Below are 19,564 nucleotides of genomic sequence, written 5' to 3'. Positions count from 1 at the left end.
CCCTGTGACGGCCGCGCGGCCGTCCTGTTATGATGAGCGCCCCCGGAAACCCCTGGGGCAAAGACGCCGTATTTAACCACAAGCCTGTCGCCGAAACCAAAGGCCAGGCTCCCGCCGTTGCCGAAGATGACTTCTATAAACAAGCAGCTGATTCAACTCCAGGCCATCGTCCCCTTTGAACAGGGCGGTCAACGCCTCGACCAGGTGGCTGCGCAGCTGTTTGGCGAGTTCTCCCGTTCGCGCCTTTCCACCTGGATCAAGGAAGGTCGCCTGACCGTCGATGGCGCAGTGGCGCGCCCGCGTGACACCGTGCATGCCGGCTCGACGCTGGTACTGGATGCCGAGCAAGAAGCGCAGGGCGAGTGGATCGCGCAGGACATCGAACTGAACATCGTCTATGAAGACGAACACCTGCTGGTCATCGACAAGCCCGCAGGCCTGGTGGTGCATCCGGCAGCCGGACATGCCGACGGCACTCTGCTCAATGCGCTGCTGCACCATGTGCCGGACATCATCAATGTGCCGCGTGCCGGTATCGTCCACCGTCTGGACAAGGACACCACTGGCCTGATGGTGGTGGCCAAAACCCTGCAGGCGCAGACCAATCTGGTCGAGCAACTGCAGAAGCGCTCTGTCAGCCGCATCTATGAATGCATCAGCATCGGTGTGATCACCGCTGGCGGCACCATTGATGCGCCGATTGGGCGCAGCTCCAGCCAGCGTCAGCGCATGGCGGTGACCGATGGCGGCAAGCCGGCGATCAGCCAATACCGCGTGCTCGAGCGCTACCGCTCGCACACCCATGTGCGGGTCAAGCTGGAAACCGGGCGCACCCACCAGATTCGCGTACACATGAGCCACGTTGGCTATCCGCTGGTGGGCGACCCTGTCTACGCAGGGCGTTTCCGCATTCCGCCAGCTGCCAGCCCGACTCTGGTGCAGAGCCTCAAGGAGTTTCCGCGTCAGGCCCTGCATGCGCGTTTCCTTGAACTGGATCATCCAGCCACCGGCCAGCGCATGAAGTGGGAGTCGGAACTGCCGGGTGATCTGGTCTGGCTGCTGACCCTGCTGCGTCAGGATCGCGAGGCGTTCGTCGGGTGAGCGTCCACGACTGGCTGACGCCCGACTGGCCTGCGCCCGCCAACGTACGTGCTTGCGTCACCACCCGTAGCGGCGGCGTCAGTGCGGCGCCGTTCGATACCTTCAACCTGGGCGATCATGTCGAGGACGACCCGATTGCGGTGGCGAGTAATCGTCAGTATCTGGTCGATGCCCTGGGTTGCCAGCCAGCCTGGCTGCGCCAAGTACATGGCATTGTTGTGGCAGAGGCCGATCCGGCGGTGGTCATTGAAGCCGATGGCAACTGGACGAGCACACCGGGTATCGCCTGCACAGCGATGACGGCCGACTGCCTGCCAGCGCTGTTCTGTGACCGCGCCGGTACCCGCGTGGCAGCGGCCCATGCCGGTTGGCGTGGGCTGGCTGGTGGTGTGCTGGAGGCGACAGTCAAAGCCCTGGATGTCGCGCCGCAAGAGCTGCTGGTCTGGCTCGGCCCGGCCATCGGCCCGGCTGCGTTCGAGGTTGGGGCTGAAGTGCGCGAGGCCTTCGTGCAACAGCATGCCGAGGCTGCTGCGGCGTTTGTGCCCGGCGCCAACGCTGGCAAGTTCATGGCTGATATCTACCAACTGGCGCGCATTCGCCTGGCCGCCATCGGCGTGACCTCGGTCAGCGGCGGTGGACTGTGTAGCTACAACGACCCGCGTTTCTACTCCTATCGCCGCAGTGCCCGCACCGGGCGTTTCGCCTCGCTGATCTGGCTGCAGTCCTGAGCTTGAGTAGGGCGGGTGCAACCCGCCTGACCGGCTAGCGACGGGTTGCACCCGCCCTACGTTTTCTAGTCCTCAATCACCAATATCAATAGTGCTGTGCTGAGCGAGACGACCGGTCATATGCTCGGCGCCATGAACAGCATTCGACTCGACAAGCGCGACCTGATCCTGAGCAAGGGCTCGGCGGTGATGACGCGTCGCGGCTACCACGGCACCGGCGTACTGGAAATCGTCCAGGCAGCCGGGATTCCCAAGGGCAGCTTCTATCACTACTTCGCCAGCAAGGAAGACTTCGCCCTGCAGGCGCTGGCCTTCATCTATCGGCCGCGGTTGGCGCGTTATGCCCAGGCGCTGAACGATCCGGCGCTGAGCCCGCGTGCACGCATCCTCGCTTATTACCTTGACCTGCTGGCGCACTTCGCTCGCCAGGAGACGCCGCAGTACCACTGCTTCATCGGTAGCCTGAGTTTCGAGATGAGCGAGATGCTGCCGGCGATCGGCGCCGAGGTCGCGGCGATTCAGCAGGCGTCTGTGGACATTCTGCGCGACTGCCTGGAGCAGGCGCAGGCCGCCGGTGAACTGCCGGCCGACGAGGATTGCGGCAACCTCGCTACCTTTATCAGCGACGCCTGGCAGGGCGTGTTGGCTCGCCTCAAGGTGGGTCGCAACCTGCAGCCGCTGGAAGCTTTCGTCACCCGCCTGGAGCGTTTGCTGCAGGCCTGATTACCGTTCAACCCTAGAGGAAAGATCATGAGCGCTCCCGTTCAAGCCCTGTTCGCCCCGTTCCGCCTCGGTAACCTGGAGCTGCCGACCCGTGTGGTCATGGCGCCGATGACCCGCTCCTTCTCGCCCGGTGGCGTGCCCAACGCCAAAGTCGTCGAGTACTACCGTCGCCGCGCTGCCGCGGGTGTAGGCCTGATCGTCACCGAGGGCACCACGGTCGGGCACAAGGCCGCCAATGGCTATCCGAACGTGCCGCGTTTCTACGGCGAAGACGCCCTGGCTGGCTGGAAGCAGGTGGTCGACGCGGTGCATGCCGAAGGCGGCAAGATCGTCCCGCAGCTCTGGCACGTGGGTAACGTGCGCAAGTTGGGCACCGAGCCGGATGCCAACGTTCCTGGCTTTGGCCCGATGGAGAAGGTCAAGGACGGCCAGGTGGTCGTGCATGGCATGACCCAGGCCGATATCGACGAGGTGATCGCTGCCTTCGCCCAGGCTGCGCGCGACGCCAAGGCCATCGGCATGGATGGCGTGGAGATCCATGGCGCCCACGGTTACCTGATCGACCAGTTCTTCTGGGAAGGCAGCAATCAGCGCACCGACGGCTACGGTGGCGACCTGGCGGCGCGTTCGCGTTTCGCCATCGAGCTGATCCAGGCTGTGCGCGCCGCAGTCGGCCCGGACTTCCCGATCATCCTGCGGTTCTCGCAGTGGAAGCAGCAGGATTACACCGCGCGCCTGGTGCAGACCCCGGAGCAGTTGGAGGCCTTTCTCAAACCGCTGTCCGACGCTGGCGTAGACATCTTCCATTGCTCGACCCGTCGCTTCTGGGAGCCGGAGTTCGAAGGAAGTGACCTCAACCTGGCCGGCTGGACGCGCAAGCTCACCGGCAAGCCGACCATCACCGTCGGTAGCGTCGGTCTGGATGGCGAGTTCCTGCAGTTCATGGTCAAGACCGACAAGGTGGCCGAGCCGGCCAGCCTGGAAAACCTGCTCGAGCGCCTGAACAAGGAGGAGTTTGATCTGGTCGCCGTGGGCCGCGCGTTGCTGGTCGACCCGGATTGGGCGCTGAAGGTGCGTGAAGGCCGCGAGCACGACATCTTGCCGTTCAGCCGCGATGCGCTGACCACGCTGGTCTGAGTCCGTTTCTATCGGGCGTCGCGATCCGACGCCCCGTTTCAGCCCCGGCACATCGGGGCTTTTTTACGCCTGCGTGTCTTGAGTGGATGTGATCACGTAGGGCGGGTGCAACCCGCCAGATTGTCTCAATGGCGGGTTTCACCCGCCCTACCGGCAAGCGCTGCTTCAACGCTGATCTGAGGTTGCATGGCACTGCGCAGGTGCTGTTCGAACAGCGCGACGATGCCGTCCCAGCTCAGATGGCTGGCATGTCGGCGGGCGTTGAGGCGGATATGCCGCAGTACCTCCGCATCACCCAGTAATTCACAGGCGGCTTCGCAGAAGCCTGCCTCGTCACCGGGACGGGCGAGCAGGCCGTTGTGGCCGTGATGGATATGTTGGGCGGCCGCTGCCTGGTCGAACGCCACCACGCCGAGGCTCGAGGCCAGGGCCTCCAGCACCACGTTGCCGAAGGTTTCCGACAGGCTGGGAAACAGAAACAGGTCACCTGACGCGTAGTGCTCGGCCAGCGTTTCACCGCGCTGCAGACCGCAGAAAAGCGCCTCCGGCAGCTGCGCCTGCAGGCTGGCGCGCAGTGGTCCGTCCCCCACCAGAATCAGGCGCATACGGCGTTGTGGATGAGCCTGCCGCAAGGCTTTGAAGGCCTTGACCAGCAAGCCGAGATTCTTCTCTGCAGCCAGGCGTCCGACATGCAGCACGGCCAGATCATCCGGCCCCAGGCCCCAGCTTTCGCGCAGGGCGTCGCTGCGCCGGCGCGGATGGAACAGCTGGCTGTCGACACCGCGGGCGAGCAGGGCCAGGCGTTCAAAGTCGCGGCGTTCGAGGTCGACCTTTTGGCCAATGCTCGGCACCAATGTCAGTTGCGTGCGGTTGTGAAACCAGCGCAGGTAGTTGGTCATGGCCCGGGTCAGCAGGCCGATGCCGTAGTGCCCGGTGTACTGCTGGAAATTGGTGTGAAAACCGCTGACCACCGGGATCGCCAGGCGCCTGGCCGCGCGCAATGCCGAAAGCCCCAGCGGGCCTTCGGTGGCGATGTAAAGCACGTCCGGGCGTTGCCGCTGCCAGCGCCTGAGCAGCTTGTGCAGCGACGACTGGCCCCATTGCAGGCCGGGGTAGCCAGGTAACGGCCAGCCGCGGGTCAGCAGCAGGTCATCGTCGGCGTCCTGCGCGTGGTCGATGTCCTGGCGCGGCCGTATCAGTTGCACGCGGTGGCCACGGCTACGCAGGCCGTCGACCAGGCGACCGAGGGTGTTGGCCACGCCGTTGATTTCCGGCGGGAAGGTTTCGCTGATCAGCGCGATATGTAGAGACGGTGCGTTCATATACGCAGTCTCTGCCTGTGCCATGTAATGACTGTGACGGTTTGTTTGCGCTTTTGTGATGGACGGTTAGCTGCGCTCGCGTACCCAGAACAAGGTCGCCCCAGCCACGGCAGCTGGCATCATCAGGATATTCAGCCCCGGCACCAGCAGCGCGGCGTAGGTGATGCCGCCGAAACTCAGGCTTTGCCAGCGCTTCTCGCGCAGCCAGGCGAGCATGTCCTGCCAGCTCATCTTGTTGTTGTCCGCCGGGTAGTCGATGTACTGCACGGCCATCATCCACACGCCGAACAGCAGCCAAAGCGGCGCGGCGACCAGGTTAACCACCGGGATGAAGCTGAGGATCAGCAGACCGATGGCGCGTGGCAGAAAGTAACCTAGCTTGCGCATCTCGCGGCCCATGGTGCGCGGCACCATGGCCGCCAGCTCGGCCCAGCTGAACGGTGGGAAGTGATCCTCGCCACGCGCCACCACCTCGACCTTCTCTGAAAGAAAACCGTTGAAGGGCGCGGCGATGATGTTGGCCAGCAGGGTGAAGGTAAAGAACACCATCAGCAGTACCAGCACCACGAATAGCGGCCAGAGGATGTACTGCAGAAAGCTCAGCCAGCTCGGCAGGGTGGGCATGAAGGTGTCGACCCAACCGCTGAATTGCTGCACAGCAAAGCTGATCATGCTGACGAACAGGATCAGATTGATCGCCAGCGGCAGCAATACGAACAGACGCAGGCCGGGGCTGAGTACCAGCCTCAGGCCTTCTCGCAGGTATTGCGGGCCGGACAGGACGGGAGCGGCGGGCATGGCGGTCTCCTGAGTGGTTGATGCGCGCGACCATACCGACTTTGCCTGCGCGGTGAAAGTTCAGCCATGGGTAGGGTTCAACCCGACGGCCATAGGCGGATTCTATTCGCTGAATTGGCAATGGATATTTCCGCTTCGCCAGCCGCCTCGATAGCCTTGCGCACAGTTTCATTTTAGGGCGCCTCTAAAAACGTAGGCGAGGCAGTCAGCGCAAGGCAAACACAGGCGAAAAAGCGCAGTTTACGAGCTGTAAATGAGCATTTTGAGCCTGTTTTTAACGCAGCGATGACAACGCAGGTAGTTTTTAGAGGTGCGCTTTTTGCGGGGCTCTCAACATTCCAAGCCTTCCCCTAGTGCTTCGAGAGTCCCTTTTTATTCTGGCCTGCCGGCCCTGTGGGCTTGCAAGGAGTTAGTGATGTCTGCCGTTCGTCATGCCCGCGTCATCATTCTGGGTTCCGGCCCTGCCGGTTATAGCGCTGCCGTCTATGCCGCGCGCGCCAACCTGAAACCGCTGCTGATCACCGGTATCCAGGCCGGTGGCCAGCTGACCACCACCACCGAAGTGGACAACTGGCCGGGTGACCCGCATGGCCTGACCGGCCCGGCGCTGATGCAGCGCATGCAGGAGCATGCCGAGCGCTTCGAGACCGAGATCGTTTTCGACCATATCAACGCCGTGGATCTGGCCGGCAAGCCTTTCACCCTGGTTGGCGACAGCGGCACCTATAGCTGCGACGCGCTGATCATTGCTACCGGTGCCAGCGCGCGTTACCTGGGGCTGCCCAGTGAAGAGGCGTTCATGGGCCGTGGCGTATCAGCCTGTGCGACCTGCGATGGTTTCTTCTATCGCGGCCGTGAGGTGGCCGTGGTTGGCGGCGGCAATACGGCGGTAGAAGAGGCGCTGTACCTGGCCAATATCGCCAGCAAGGTTACGTTGATCCATCGCCGCAACGCCTTTCGTGCCGAGAAGATCCTGCAGAACAAACTGCAGGAGCGGGTCGCCGAGGGCAAGATCGAGCTGCAGCTCAATGCCGAGGTCGACGAAGTGCTGGGCGATGCCAGCGGTGTCACCGGCGTACGCCTCAAGCAATACGGCGGTGCCTATCGCGAGCTGAAGGTGGATGGACTGTTCGTTGCCGTCGGTCACACGCCCAATACCAGCCTGTTCGAAGGCCAGCTGGCGCTGAAGGACGGTTATCTGGTGGTCAATGGCGGGCGCGAGGGCAATGCCACCGCGACCAGCATTCCTGGCGTGTTCGCTGCCGGTGACGTGGCCGACTCGGTCTATCGCCAGGCGATCACTTCGGCCGGTGCCGGCTGCATGGCCGCGCTGGATGTCGAGCGCTATCTCGACGGGCTGTGAGAACACAAGGGTGCGCTGTGCGCACCGCGCTTTGCAGGACCGTAGCTGATAGCGATCAGAAGTCGGTGCGCGCGGCGCACCCTACAGGTTGTTCGTATCAATCCGCAGGTTTCAATCCGGCCAATGCCAGGGCGGCTCGTCGAGCATGCCCTGGCCGCGGATGCAGGTCTGACCGAGCTGCTTGTCCAGCTCCAGGGTGTTGCAGTCGGGGCTTTCCTTGAGCGTGGCGATCAGGCGGCTGGCGTGGGAGACGACCCATACCTGGGTCTGCTTCGAGGCCGCGATGATCAGGCGACCGAGTGCCGGCAAAAGATCCGGGTGCAGGCTGGTTTCCGGCTCGTTGAGCACCATCAATGAGGGCGGCCGTGGCGTGAGCAGGGCGGCGACCAGCAGCAGGTAGCGCAACGTACCGTCGGACAGTTCTGCGGCGCTCAACGGGCGCAGCAAGCCCTCCTGGCGCAGTTCCACGGCGAAGCGCCCGCCCGCTTGAAAGTCGATATGCAGTCGGCTGCCGGGAAAGGCGTCGTCGATGGCAGCGTTCAGGGCGTCGCGGTCGCCGATCTCGCGGATGGTTTGCAGTGCTGCAGCCAGGTCGCGGCCGTCGTGGTGCAGCACCGGCGTGCGCGTGCCCAGTTGCGGTTGGCGCGCGGGCGCCTCGGCATCGCTGCGAAAGTGATCGTAGAAGCGCCAGCGGCGGATGGCTTCGCGTAGCTGGAAGACTTCCGGGCAATTTGGGTCGTTGCCGATCTGGTCGAACAGGCTGTCGTAGTTCGGCACGTGCTGGGCCAATACCTGCCAACTGCGACCTTCACGCATGCGCACCATGGGCCCGGCGCGATCCACCAACAGCGAGGCGGGGCGATAGCTGGCGCCGGCCCAGATGCATTCACGCTTGATCTCCGGGTCGAGAGCGAAGGCCGAACTGCTTGGCTCGGGTAGACCCAGGGCGATGGCATAGCCGAAATCCTCGCCGGCAAAGCCCAGACGCAGACGCATCACGTTCTGCCGTGGGCCGCCCTGTACGGGCAGTTCGCCGCTGCGCATGCGCCGGGAAATCTTCTCCGGCCCGGCCCAGAAACTCGACTCCAGCCCACCTTCGCGCGCCAGCGCGTTGACCACGCCACCTTGTGCGGTTTCCGCCAGCAGGCGCAGGGCGCGGTAGAGGTTGGACTTGCCGCTGCCGTTGGCGCCGGTGATCAGGTTGAGCCGGCCCAGCGGCAGGATCAGGCTGTTGATCGAGCGGTAGTTGGCGACGGCGAGGGTATGCAGCATGCAGATGGTTTCCTGGCGGAATCAGCGGCCATAACGTGGCGAAAACGCCAGCCAGGCCAGCACCGGGTAGCACAGGTAGTGCAGGCTGAATAGAAACAGGCCCATGGGGCTGGGCGTGTCCTGCAGGTACATCATGCCCAGCAAGCCCAGATAGAGCAGCCCGAGCACGCCGCCATAGAGCAGGGTGAAGCGCCAGCGCTCGGCGTTGCTCGGCGCGCGCCCGCTTCGCCAGTGAAACACCAGTGCCAGACCGGCGGCGATGGCGGCGGCGATCAGCAAGGTGGTGAACACGCCGCCGAGGCGCACGAAGGTGCGCAGCAGCAGGTTCAGCAGCACGGCGGCGATCACCCCCGCAACGGCGTAGTAGCGCACGGGCAGGCGCTGGCTCACAGCTGCTGCGCCAGGCCGAAACGTTTGCGCAGAACCCGTTCCAGCAGCGCCTTGGGCAACAGTGTGGCGAGCAGCGGCAGGGCACGGCTGCCGTTGCCCAGGCGCAACAGGCGTGGGCGTGTGTCGCGCTGCACCGCGGTCAGCAGTTGCGCGGCAAAGTCGTTGGCCGGGGTCGGGTTGTCCTGCGAGGCGCGAGCGCGGGCGCGGATGCCGTCGCGCAGCGGCCACCAGGGCGAATCCTCGCGGATCAGCGCCTCGGCCTGCTGGCTGGCATTGGCGCCGAAACTGGAGGCGATGGCGCCTGGCTGCACTTCTATCACCTCGATGGAGAAGGGCGCCAGCTCCATGCGCAGGGCGTCGCTCAAGGCATGCACCGCTGCCTTGGAGGCGCAGTAGGCACCGGCGAAAGGCGTTACCAGTACCGAGGACACGCTGCCGATATTGACTACCAGGCCGCGGCTACGGCGCAGCAGCGGGAAAAACGCCCGGGTGACGCCGACAATGGAGAACACGTTGGTTTCAAACTGCCGCTGCATGGCTTCGACGCCGCCGTCGAGCAGTGGACCCATGGCGCCGTAGCCGGCGTTGTTGATCAGCACATCAAGGCCGCCTATCTCCTCGCTCAGGCGTGTGGCTAGCTGCTGCAGCGCGTTGCCATCGTTGACGTCGAGTTGCACTGCGTGGAACCCCGCCTGCTCGAGCGCTGCAAGGTCACCGTACTTGCGTGCCGTGGCCCACACCGCGTAGCCAGCCGCCTTGAAGGCGTCGGCCAGGGCGCGGCCGATGCCGCTGGAACAACCAGTGATGAGAACGCTGGGTTGAGGCATGCGCGGGACTCCCTGAGACGCGAATGGGGCTGCAGCTTAGCAGGCTTGGCTTGAGGTGATGGCGGACTGTTCGCCTAGGCTCCTGAGTCCGCCCTACGGGGCTGGCAACGGATGTCGAGCTGTAGGAGCGAGCTCTGCTCGCGAACGCGCATGACGCGGCAAGCTTCACGAGCAGAGCTCGCTCCTACAGGTTATCGAATGAATTTGCCTTGCAGGCGCTCGGCGCGAAACTCCAGCGTAGCCGGGCGATAGCCGCTGCGCAGGTCGGGCAGGGGCATGCAGTCACTCCAGCTGGCGCCCGGCAGCAGCTCGCCGGGGCCGCTATAGCGTGGCGACTCGTAAAGGCGCTGGGCCAGGTTGGTGGCGTTGCCTGGGCGGTAGGCGGCGACTTCCCAGCGCAGCTCCAGCAGGGCGGCGTCGCTGCCGTTCTTCAGGTCGATGGCCAGTGGGCGATCAGCGGGGCAGCGCTGCGGGTCGTAGCTCAGGCGCAATTCGACATGAGCGAGGTAGCGCTCGTCCTGGTTTTCCTGCCAGAGCACCCAGGTCGCCACCAGGCCGAGACCGACCAGCGCGGCCATGGACACAGGCAGGGCCTTGGTCGGGTAGCGAATCAGCAGGATCAGCCAGGTGATGACGAGTACGACACCGAACAGCATGAGGGCAGCCTTTTTGCGAAGTCTGCGTTCATCCTACACAAGGTGCTTTGTCAGGGTAACCGCGTGGGCTGTCGCAGGGTGTGACAGCTTTGGAGGCAGGCATGAGCAGTGGGAGGGGCTTTAGCCGCGAGCGACATCGTGGCTAAAGTCCCTCCCACGGTTCATTCAGTGTGCGGCGCCGACTGCTACTGCATCGCTGCGACCGTACACATCTTCCAGGCGCTCGATATCGTCCTCACCGAGGTAGGTGCCGGACTGCACCTCGATGATCTCCAGCGGGATCTTGCCCGGGTTGGAGAGGCGGTGCACCGAGGTCATCGGGATGTAGGTGGACTGGTTCTCGGTGAGCAGGAACTCTTTATCGTCGCAGGTCACCTTGGCGGTACCGGACACCACGATCCAGTGCTCGGCACGGTGGTGGTGCATCTGCAGCGACAGCTGCGCGCCCGGTTTGACGGTGATGTGCTTGACCTGGAAGCGGCCGCCCATGTCTACCGAGTCGTACGAGCCCCAAGGGCGGTAGACCTCGCAGTGGTTCTGGGTCTCGCAGCGACCCTGCTCGTCGAGCTTGCCAACCAGTTTCTTGACGTCCTGCACGCGGTCCTTGTGCGCCACCATCATGGCGTCCTTGGTTTCCACCACGACGATGTCGTCCAGGCCCAGCACCGAGACCAGTTTGCCATTGCCGTGGATCAGGCAGTTGCGGCTGTCCTCGAGCACCACGTCGCCCTTGGTCACGTTGCCGGCGTCGTCCTTGTCATGCACTTCCCAGATCGACGACCAACTGCCGACATCGTTCCAGCCGGCGGCGAGCGGCACCACGCAGGCGCGGCTGGTCTTCTCCATCACCGCGTAGTCGATGGAGTTGTCCGGGCAGCAGGCGAAGGTGGCCGGGTCGATGGTGATCTGGGTGCCCTCGCGCTGGCTGCGTTCCAGGGCCAGCAAACAGGTGTCGTAGATGTCCACGTCGTGGTGCTTGAGCTCTTCGAGGAAGCGGCTGGCGCGGAACAGGAACATGCCGCTGTTCCAGTAATAGTCGCCGCTGTTCACATACTCGGTGGCGCGTTGGGCGTCGGGTTTTTCGACGAAGCGGGCGACGCGCGCCACGCCATCGGGCAGGTCGCCGTCGGCCTGGCCGCGGATGTAGCCGTAGCCGGTTTCCGGGCGGTCGGCTGGTACGCCGAACAGCACCATCTCGCCTTTTTCAGCGGCCACGGTGGCCAGTGCCAGGGCCTGGCGGAAGGCTTGCTGGTCGTCCAGTACGTGATCGGCCGGCAGCACCAGCATCAATTCGTCACGACCTTCGGCGACCAGCTGCAGGGCGGCCATGGCCACGGCGGGGGCGGTGTTGCGGCCGAACGGCTCGAGCAGCAGCATTTGCGTCTGCTGACCGATCTGCTCCAGTTGCTCGAGGACGATGAAGCGGTGCTCCTGGTTGGCCACCAGCACGGGCGGTTGCATGCCGTCGAAGGAGAGGCGCTGCAGGGTCTGCTGGAACAGCGTCTGCTCACCGGTCAGGGCGAGGAACTGCTTGGGATAGAGCTTGCGCGAAAGAGGCCAGAGTCGCGAGCCGCTGCCACCGGATAGGATGATGGGGGTCATGGTTGTGTCTCTCCTGAACGATTGATCAAGTGGTTTGCCCGTGTCGTGTCGGTGCGGCGTGTACCCGCCGTTTTCCTTGTTCTAGAAACTCACTGCATCAACCGTCGATGGGGCGCTTGACCCACACCGGAGACAATTTGCCCTGACCACCGGTGACGAACAGGCTGACCACTTCGCCGCGTTCCAGCGTGACCGGTTTCAGGTCGGCGACCTTGCGCTCGCCGTCGAACAGCGCCAGGCCAACCTTCACCGGGTTGATCTCGCGGTCGCCACGGCCGTCAGGTTTGACGTCGGCGACCACGGCAGTCTTGCCGTCTGCGGTCTTCAGGCTGAGGGTGCTGTCAGTCAGGTTCTGTACACGCAGCAGCGCTTTCTGGCGGCTGGTGAAGGGCGGCTCCTCGACCAGGCGCGGCTCGGCGCCGGTCTGGCTGACCAGGGTGTAGTAACGCGCGGCCTGCAGATCCACCGCCATCTGTGCGTTACCGACCTGGGCCTGATAGCTGCCGGCCGGAAGGAACTTGAAGTCGCTGGAGCCCAGCGGCGAGATCTGCTTGAGCTGGGTCTGGCCGACGCTGACATCGAGTTCGGCGCTGCTGGCGTTGTAGGCGCGGACGAAGGCCGAGCCTTTCGGTGCCTTGGGCCCGTAAAGGGCGCCGTCATCGGCCTGTGCCTGGAACATGCCGAGGCCGAGGGCCAGGGCGCAGGCGCCCAGGGTGAAGCGGCGTAGGGTGGTTTGAGTTGTCATCGGATAGTCCTCCTTGGGGGATGAATCAGTGACTGGCAGCAGCCAGCCCCTGGCGCTCGCCGCCGTCTTTGAGTGCGGCGAGCCATTGCGGGTCGAAATCGGTGAAGTCGCTGGCCATCGGCAAATAACGTTCGGGGAATTCCCAGATCACCAGCTGTGGCGGGTGGTCCTCGAGCTCGTCGCTTTGCAGGTACTTGAGCATCGGTACCAGCGGGCCGCCGCCTTCCTCGGCGTGGTTGGCCAGGTCGCGCTGCAGGTGCTCACGCAGGGCGCCTGCGAAGTTCCAGGCCGGGTTGGCGCTGTAGCTGGTGCCGACCAGCGTCACCGGCAGGTCGCTGTCGCCGAACAGGTCGTCGCTACTGCTTTCGGCGGCTTGAGTCTCGCGCTGTTGCAGACGGTCGGCCTGCGGCATCAGGTTTTCGAACAGCGGTGCCAGCGGCAGAAAGCGAGTCAGATCGCCTTCGTGCGTACGGGTTTCCACGGTTTCGGTGACGAACTGTTGTGGCTCGCCACGCAGTTGCATGGCGCTGTGCACCACATCGCTCAGCGCCTTGGCAGTGACGTCGGCGCCTTCCGGGGTCCAGTGGGTGTCGGTACGCAGGAACACCGGGGCGTCGGCTTTGGCTGCCTGCAGCGGTGCGAGCAGATCCGGCGCGGCGATCCCGGCGTTGCGCACCGCGCGGTGAAAACGCGGGTACAGGCTGCGCTGCAGAGCGCTGGGGCGATGGCTACCGGTGTGCTCCGGGTACAGACGCGTCTTGGCCGGGACGATGGCCAGAATCAGTTGGATATCGCGCTCCTCGAGCTGACGCTGTACACCACGAATCAGCGCCAGGTTGTCGCGCAGCTGACGCTGACCCTCGACCACCGGATCGAACTCTTCGTCCGAATACAGCCAGCCGTCTTCGCCGATCACCAGACCACTGCGGCCCTCGCCGAATGCGAGGTACTCCACGGCGGCCCAGAGGTTGATGCCGGCCTGCTTGAGCGGGAAGTTCTCGTCGTAGTGACGCTCGAAGCTCTTGGCCAGGCCGCCGTCGAGCACGCTCGGCTGCGCTGGCATGTGGTAGTCGGTGAGCTTGGTCAGGGCGAGCAGGCTGGCCGGCAACAGCAGCAGGGCGAACAGCGCGACATACAGGGTCTTGATGGGGCGATTCATTGTCGGCCTCCGCTCAGAACTGGAAGTACAGGAAGGGGGAGTAGCTCTGCGCCGAGAGCTTGAGCAGCGAGACGCAGAACAACAGCAGCAGGGCGCCGCGCATGACCACCAGGCGCAGGTCGACGGCCTGCAGGGCGATGCCGGCGCTGGCCAGGGTCAGGCCCGGCTCATGGTTGCGGCTGGCGAGGAACTGGCGGGCGCCGTTGACGGCGATCACTACCCAGGCCAGCACCAGCGTGACCATCTGCAGCCCGGTGATGCGCGCCAGGGTCAGCTCGCTCAATTGCCAGTCAGCAAAGCTGAACAGCGCGGCATACATGCGTCCGGCCACCTGCAGATTCTCGGCGCGGAAGATCACCCAGCCGAGCATTACCAGCAGCAGGGTGAAGGCCCATTTCAACGGGTTGAACACAATCGGTGCGGCTTTCACGCCGAGGGCGCGTTCGATGGCCAGCCACATGCCGTGCCAGGCGCCCCAGATCAGGAAGGTCCAGTTGGCGCCGTGCCAGAAACCGCCCAGCAACATGGTCAGGAACAGGTTGCGGTAGGTGTTGAACGTGCCATGACGGTTGCCGCCAAGCGGTACGTACAGGTAGTCACGCAGCCAGGTGGACAGGCTGATGTGCCAGCGCCGCCAGAACTCGGTGATCGACTGGCTGATATAGGGCTGGTTGAAGTTCTCCATGAAGCGGAAACCCATCATCAGGCCCAGGCCGATGGCCATGTCGCTATAGCCGGAGAAGTCGAAGTAGAGCTGCGCGGTGTAGGCGATCATGCCCAGCCAGGCATCGCCGGTGCTGGGGTTTTCCAGGGCGAAGCAGTGGTCCACCAGCGGCGCCAGGCTGTCGGCGATGAATACCTTCTTGACGAAGCCCTGCATGAAGCGCGTGGCGCCTTCACTGAACTTGTCGAGGCTGTGGGTACGGTCGGTGAACTGGTCGGCCAGGTCCTTGTAGCGCAGCACGGGGCCGGCGATCAGTTGCGGGAACAGGGCAATGAAGGCCGCGAAGTTGATCAGGTTGCGCGTTGGTTCGGTATCGCGGCGGTATACGTCGATCAGGTAGCTGATCGACTGGAAGATGTAGAAGGAAATACCGATCGGCAGGATCACCGCAGTGAGGACGAAGGGCTCCATCCCCATCGATTCGAGCACGGCGTTGATATTGGCCACGCCGAAGTTGGCGTACTTGAAGTAGCCCAGTGTGGCCAGGTTGCCGATCACACCCGCGACCACCCAGCGGCGTGCCGCCTGTGTGCCGGCATGCGCCTGGATGCGCAGGCCGAACAGGTAGTTCCACAGCGTTACCGCAGCGAACAGCAGAAGGAAATCCACCCGCCACCAGGCATAGAAGGCGTAGCTGCCAATCAGGATCAGCAGGTTGCGCCCGCGATTCGGGCACAGGTAGTACAGGCCGAGAAAGATCGGCAGAAACAGGAACAAAAAGACGTTGGATGAAAAGACCATCCGTGCTTCTCCGTGAACAGCCGGGGCAGCGCCCCCCGTTCCCCCCGCGAGCGGAGGGTTTGTTTTGTTGCATACGTTGGCGGACTGCTTGCCCTACGCGGACCTGCCGGTTGCTCCGGTTGTCCTCGCCGTAGGGCGTACTCGCGAAGCAGTACGCCGGTGAATCTCTGGTAAACGCTATGGCGGACTGTTCGCTGGCGCTCCTGAGTCCGCCCTACGGCCGTTGAACACCTGCGTCACCTCGCCACCGAGGCGGAAGCTGTTGAACGGCCCCATCTCCTGGTTCAGTTCGCGGGTCTCTTCACTGCAGGCGTAGAGGCTGCAGTAGGGCGCCAGCCAGGCGTACTTGAAGTCCTTGCGCAGCTCGCTCATGTCCTGTTTGGAACCGGTGCGCTGGGCGAACGCAGCCGGGTCGCGCGCACCTTGCAGTACGCGTTCGGCCAGGCGCTGCAGGGCGCCATGGTTCTCGCCGCGCAGGTCGACTTCATTGGCCTCGGCGAACGCGGCGATCATCGCCAGCGGTGGCAGGGCGTAGTTGTGGTAGGCCAGGGCGCGTTGGCTACGGCGCATCTCGTTGGCCAGGTAGCCTTCGTCATCGACCTGATTGGCGGCGATGCGGAACTGACTGATGGACCAGTCGAACAGGTCGCGACGATCATCGATGACCGCCACCGCCATCACCGACCAGGCGGCCCAGTAGCTGTGGTTGTTGATATTGCGCAGCGGCAGGTCGCTCCACTCGCGTACCGTGTGTTCGGCCAGGCGGGTGAACCAGGCCTCGATGCGTGCGCTCTGCTGCGGGTAGGCGGCCAGTGGCTGCGACTCGGAAAACTTCAGACGCAGCCAGGCGCCGGCCAGGCTGCCGAGCGCCCATTTGCGCATCGACTTGCCGGTGTGGTTGAACTGCTCGGACTCCAGCGCATCGGCACTGGCCCACTGGTCGAGCCATTCGATGGCGCATTCCAGGCGCTCCGGCTGACCGGTGCGCATGTAGCTGGTGATCATCCGCCCGCCTTCCTTCTCCAGGCGGACGATGCCCTCGGTCTGCTTGCGGAAGTTCTTCTCCGCCTGGCGGTTGAGCGTGGCGCGCGCCTTGTCGGAGCCCTCGTACTTGCTGGTGAACTGCAGCTCACCGGTATACGGCTGCGGCACCGCCGGGCAGGTGGGCGCCTTGCCGTCGCGCTGGCCGACGGCGGCGTAGTAGCCCGCTGGCGGTTGCAGTTCGGCAAAGGCCGGGCCGCTGAGCAGCACGGCCATCAGGGGCAAGGGAGCGAGTCGTATGGGCATGGTGGCCTCCTCAGTCGTGCTGCGCGACTTGCTGGCTAGTGCCGCTCGGGCGCTGGCACAGGCTGGCCTGGACTTTCAGGTCGTCGGCGCTGTCTTCGGGCTTCTGGATTTCCAGGGCGAAGAAGTTCTGCTCACCCCAGCCCGGCTCGTCGCGCAGCTCGACGGTGAAACGGCCGTCGGTATCGACGGTGTTGGGTTTCTCCAGCTTGAGCTGTTCGCGGCGGCCGTTGAGGTACCAGATGGTGGCGTCGACGCGCTTGACCGCAGGGTCGCTGAAGCGCAGGTCGAGCTGGTGGCGATTGCCGGCCAGGGTCAGCAGCTTGTTCTCGCCATTGACGAGGATTTCGTTGCTGCCCGGATGCAGGCGCTTCTCGCTGGCGAGCACCTCGGTCTGGCCGCTGCAGCCATTGCTCAGGCTGGCCATCAGCTGGCGGTGGATGCGGTCGGAAGCCAGGTCGTAGAGCGGCGAGAACTCCCAGATGAGGACTTGCGGTGGGTCGTTCTGGAAGGCATCGCTGGCCAGGTACTCGAGCATCGCGCCTTCCAGGCCGCCACCCGGGAAGGCTGCGTTGAGCACGTCGGTGCCCAGGTACTCTTCGAGAAAGCCGCCGAAGTTGTAGTTCTTGCCGCTGTGGCTGGTGCCGACCAGGGTGATCTTCGGGCTGCTCTCGTCGCCGAACAGCGCGTCGCCATCGCTGGCGTCCTTCGGTTCGGTGATGAACTGATCGACGTATTGCACCGCGTAGCCGGTGCCGCACAGCTGGCTGGCGACGTTCTGCATAGTGCCGGTCTTGCCCATCAGGCCGATGCGTTCGGTGACGAATTCCTTCTGCGGAATATCTTCGAAACCGGGGATGCGCTTGACCGTCTCGGCCACCAGCCGTGCGGTGCGCTCGGCACCGTAGGGCGTCCAGTGCTGGTCGCGGCGGAAGTAGAACTCCTTGTCGCTGTTTTCGTCGGTCAGCGGGGTCAGGTCCGGCACCCAGATACCCAGTTGCTCGAAGCGGCTCAGCGCCTGGCGGTAGTTGCGCAGCGCCTTGTCGTAGTCGAAGCGCTGGTAGTCGGCGGGCGACAGCTTGTTGCGATTGACCAGGCCGCGGGTCGGTTGGTAGACCACCACCAGCTCCACGCCGCGTTGCTTGAGGCCGTCACGCAGCTCCTTGAGGCGCTGGTAGCCGACTTCACTGGTGCCGAACTCGGTGCGCAGGTCTTCGACGCTGCGAAACAGCCAGCCTTCCTCGGCATCGAGCAGGGTGACGAAGTTCTTCATGTAGTTGGTGGTGTAGCGGCTGGCGTCGTGCGCAGCCGGGCACAGCGAGCAGCAGTCTTCGACCTGATACTGCGGCGCCTGGCGCTCTTGCGCCTGCAGGGCGGTGCTGGCCAGGGCACAGGCCACGGCCAGGGAAAGGGACTTGAAGGGTGATGGGATCATCGTTGGCCTCATCAATTGGTCAGTTTCTCGGGCTCGATCGGATCGATCAGCACGGGTAGGCGCTGGCGCACCATGAGGTCGAGGATTTCGTCCTGTTTTTCGCCGAGGATGCCGGCGAGCTGGATGCCGCTGCTCTTGCGCGGGGCAAGCATCTTCACGCGGTACAGCTCGACCGACAGCGGCGAGTCGATGTTGATCGGGCTGGAGCCGTTACCGGCCAAAGTGCCGCCGACGATGATCATCGAGATCTTGGTATCGAACGGGTCGAGGTCCAGGTCGCGGTCGGTGTCGGACAGGTCCTTGATGTGGCCGTACACACCGGTGAGCTGGTTCATCGCCGAGACGTTCTCGTAGAGGCGGATGTTCTCGCTGTTGCGGATGCGAATGCCGTGGCGCCGGTTGCCCAGTACATGGTTGCCCCACAGCAGGTTGTCGCCGCTCTCGTACAGGGTGATGCCGTCGGAGTGGTTGCCGTGCACGCGGTTGTAGGCGATCAGATTGCGTTCGCTGTTACGGTCGATGACCACGCCGGAGAGCTTGTTGTCGTAGCTCTCGTTGTTGATGATCCAGCTGTCGTTGACCTCGCGCGAGATGATGATTCCGTGCTTCTTCTTGGTACCGAACACGGTGTTCTCGGCGATGATCAGGCCATGCGAGCGGTCGTGCGGGTCGATGCCGTAGACGATGTTGTCGCGGTAGGTGTTGCCCTTGATCACCACGTTCTGCGCTTCGTAGCAGTAGAAGCCGTACCAGTGATCGACGAACTCCGAATCGATCAGCCAGCCGGTCGGCTCGTCGCGCTGAAGGCGCTCGTGCATGTTCGGCGTGTACTGGGTAATCGATACCCCGTAGGACTTCGAGTTGCTGTAGCCCAGGCTGGTGATCACGCTGCTGGCGATATACAGCTCGCTACCGCCCCAGGACACCAGGAAGGGGCGGAACTCCTTGCCGTTGTCGCGCATGGTCGCCGGGCCGTTGTCTGCCTCGCGCCAGGCGGTAACGCGGGTGTCGGTGATGAACATCAGGCCGTCGTTGACCAGGAACGAGCCGCGCTCCTGCGACAGGCGCAGTTCGCGGGTTTCCTTGCCGATGTGCAGCGCGGCACCCTCGGCCACCACGATGGGTAGACGAGCCAGGTACACGCCTGGCTCCTGCTCGGCGAACTGGCTGTCAGGCAGCGCCTTGGCCAGATCCTGGGCGGTGACCAGACCGCCTTCGATGAAGATCGCCTGGGGCATGCCCTGCTGACGTTTGATCCATTCGCGCAGGCGTTCGTTGCCGCCGGTGAAGTCCTTCAGCGCGTCCTGGCGCAGCATGCGCCGCACCACCACCTGACCGCGTTGTTCACGCGGAATCTTGGCCAGCACGGCCTCCTTGGTGTAGCCGGACAGGTCCGGCAGTTTGGGCGCTTCCATATGCAGTTCGTCCGCCGGGGCGCTGCGCACGCGGTAGTCGAACTGATGCTGCGTCGGGTTGGCCTGGGCCAGGGGCGCGGTGAGGCACAGCGCGCCGAGCAGCAGGGGTAGGGCTAAGCCGTTGGGTTGCATGGTCCGATCC

Annotated in this window: 18 protein-coding genes; 5 read left to right on the top strand and 13 right to left on the bottom strand. The window is 64.2% G+C overall.

The window, feature by feature from the left end; all coding sequences use genetic code 11:
- Positions 1 to 126 precede the first annotated feature (126 nt).
- The 4 genes from rluD to AAEQ75_RS03100 all read left to right on the top strand — a co-directional run bounded on the left by rluD (position 127) and on the right by AAEQ75_RS03100 (position 3,689).
- On the top strand, positions 127 to 1,101 hold the full coding sequence (gene rluD, locus AAEQ75_RS03115; RefSeq protein ID WP_343350863.1) for a 23S rRNA pseudouridine(1911/1915/1917) synthase RluD: 975 nt from the start codon (positions 127 to 129) through the stop codon (positions 1,099 to 1,101).
- Positions 1,098 to 1,829 (top strand): peptidoglycan editing factor PgeF, encoded by a 732-nt coding sequence (pgeF, locus tag AAEQ75_RS03110; protein ID WP_343350862.1) that lies wholly within the window; start codon positions 1,098 to 1,100, stop codon positions 1,827 to 1,829. The genes rluD and pgeF overlap by 4 nt, the downstream gene beginning before the upstream one ends.
- A gap of 132 nt (positions 1,830 to 1,961) precedes the next feature.
- Positions 1,962 to 2,552, top strand: a complete 591-nt coding sequence (locus AAEQ75_RS03105; RefSeq protein WP_343350861.1) for a TetR/AcrR family transcriptional regulator — start codon at positions 1,962 to 1,964, stop codon at positions 2,550 to 2,552.
- Positions 2,553 to 2,579: 27 nt separating this feature from the next.
- Complete coding sequence (locus tag AAEQ75_RS03100) at positions 2,580 to 3,689, top strand: NADH:flavin oxidoreductase (RefSeq protein WP_343350860.1); 1,110 nt, start codon at positions 2,580 to 2,582, stop codon at positions 3,687 to 3,689.
- Positions 3,690 to 3,814: 125 nt separating this feature from the next.
- Here the strand turns inward: AAEQ75_RS03100 and AAEQ75_RS03095 are convergent, their stop codons facing one another.
- Both AAEQ75_RS03095 and cysZ read right to left on the bottom strand, forming a co-directional pair.
- On the bottom strand, positions 3,815 to 5,011 hold the full coding sequence (locus AAEQ75_RS03095) for a glycosyltransferase family 4 protein (RefSeq protein WP_343350859.1): 1,197 nt from the start codon (positions 5,009 to 5,011) through the stop codon (positions 3,815 to 3,817).
- Between the two features lie 66 nt (positions 5,012 to 5,077).
- Positions 5,078 to 5,809, bottom strand: coding sequence for a sulfate transporter CysZ (cysZ, locus tag AAEQ75_RS03090; RefSeq protein WP_343350858.1), 732 nt, complete (start codon positions 5,807 to 5,809; stop codon positions 5,078 to 5,080).
- A 415-nt stretch (positions 5,810 to 6,224) separates the two neighbouring features.
- On the opposite strand from cysZ, the gene trxB reads away from it, so the two are divergent.
- Positions 6,225 to 7,172: a thioredoxin-disulfide reductase gene (gene trxB / locus AAEQ75_RS03085; RefSeq protein ID WP_430523442.1), complete on the top strand. Its 948-nt coding sequence runs from the start codon at positions 6,225 to 6,227 to the stop codon at positions 7,170 to 7,172.
- Between the two features lie 111 nt (positions 7,173 to 7,283).
- Here the strand turns inward: trxB and AAEQ75_RS03080 are convergent, their stop codons facing one another.
- The 11 genes from AAEQ75_RS03080 to algG all read right to left on the bottom strand — a co-directional run bounded on the left by AAEQ75_RS03080 (position 7,284) and on the right by algG (position 19,554).
- On the bottom strand, positions 7,284 to 8,444 hold the full coding sequence (locus AAEQ75_RS03080; RefSeq protein WP_343350856.1) for an AAA family ATPase: 1,161 nt from the start codon (positions 8,442 to 8,444) through the stop codon (positions 7,284 to 7,286).
- A 21-nt stretch (positions 8,445 to 8,465) separates the two neighbouring features.
- On the bottom strand, positions 8,466 to 8,834 hold the full coding sequence (locus AAEQ75_RS03075; RefSeq protein ID WP_343350855.1) for a hypothetical protein: 369 nt from the start codon (positions 8,832 to 8,834) through the stop codon (positions 8,466 to 8,468).
- Complete coding sequence (locus tag AAEQ75_RS03070) at positions 8,831 to 9,661, bottom strand: SDR family oxidoreductase (RefSeq protein ID WP_343350854.1); 831 nt, start codon at positions 9,659 to 9,661, stop codon at positions 8,831 to 8,833. The genes AAEQ75_RS03075 and AAEQ75_RS03070 overlap by 4 nt, the downstream gene beginning before the upstream one ends.
- Positions 9,662 to 9,852: 191 nt before the next feature.
- Entirely contained in the window at positions 9,853 to 10,317 is a 465-nt protein-coding gene (locus AAEQ75_RS03065) for a multidrug transporter (protein ID WP_343350853.1), read from the bottom strand.
- A gap of 165 nt (positions 10,318 to 10,482) precedes the next feature.
- Complete coding sequence (locus tag AAEQ75_RS03060) at positions 10,483 to 11,919, bottom strand: mannose-1-phosphate guanylyltransferase/mannose-6-phosphate isomerase (RefSeq protein WP_343350852.1); 1,437 nt, start codon at positions 11,917 to 11,919, stop codon at positions 10,483 to 10,485.
- Positions 11,920 to 12,016: 97 nt separating this feature from the next.
- Positions 12,017 to 12,664 carry an alginate O-acetyltransferase AlgF gene (locus AAEQ75_RS03055; protein ID WP_343350851.1) on the bottom strand — a complete coding sequence of 216 codons (648 nt, stop codon included), beginning with the start codon at positions 12,662 to 12,664 and terminating at the stop codon, positions 12,017 to 12,019.
- A 25-nt stretch (positions 12,665 to 12,689) separates the two neighbouring features.
- Positions 12,690 to 13,823, bottom strand: coding sequence for an alginate O-acetyltransferase (locus AAEQ75_RS03050; RefSeq protein WP_343350850.1), 1,134 nt, complete (start codon positions 13,821 to 13,823; stop codon positions 12,690 to 12,692).
- A gap of 13 nt (positions 13,824 to 13,836) precedes the next feature.
- Positions 13,837 to 15,288: an MBOAT family O-acyltransferase gene (locus AAEQ75_RS03045; RefSeq protein ID WP_430523441.1), complete on the bottom strand. Its 1,452-nt coding sequence runs from the start codon at positions 15,286 to 15,288 to the stop codon at positions 13,837 to 13,839.
- Between the two features lie 177 nt (positions 15,289 to 15,465).
- Positions 15,466 to 16,575 (bottom strand): mannuronate-specific alginate lyase, encoded by a 1,110-nt coding sequence (locus AAEQ75_RS03040; protein ID WP_343350849.1) that lies wholly within the window; start codon positions 16,573 to 16,575, stop codon positions 15,466 to 15,468.
- Positions 16,576 to 16,585: 10 nt separating this feature from the next.
- Entirely contained in the window at positions 16,586 to 18,007 is a 1,422-nt protein-coding gene (locus tag AAEQ75_RS03035; protein WP_296232544.1) for an alginate O-acetyltransferase, read from the bottom strand.
- Between the two features lie 11 nt (positions 18,008 to 18,018).
- Entirely contained in the window at positions 18,019 to 19,554 is a 1,536-nt protein-coding gene (gene algG / locus AAEQ75_RS03030; protein ID WP_343350848.1) for a mannuronan 5-epimerase AlgG, read from the bottom strand.
- Positions 19,555 to 19,564: the final 10 nt, after the last annotated feature.

The organism is Pseudomonas sediminis (assembly GCF_039555755.1).
In the GTDB taxonomy this organism is placed as follows: Bacteria; Pseudomonadota; Gammaproteobacteria; order Pseudomonadales; family Pseudomonadaceae; genus Aquipseudomonas; species Aquipseudomonas mendocina_D.
The sequence above is the reverse complement of the archived record's forward strand: the minus strand, read 5'-3'. Positions and strand labels throughout refer to the sequence as shown.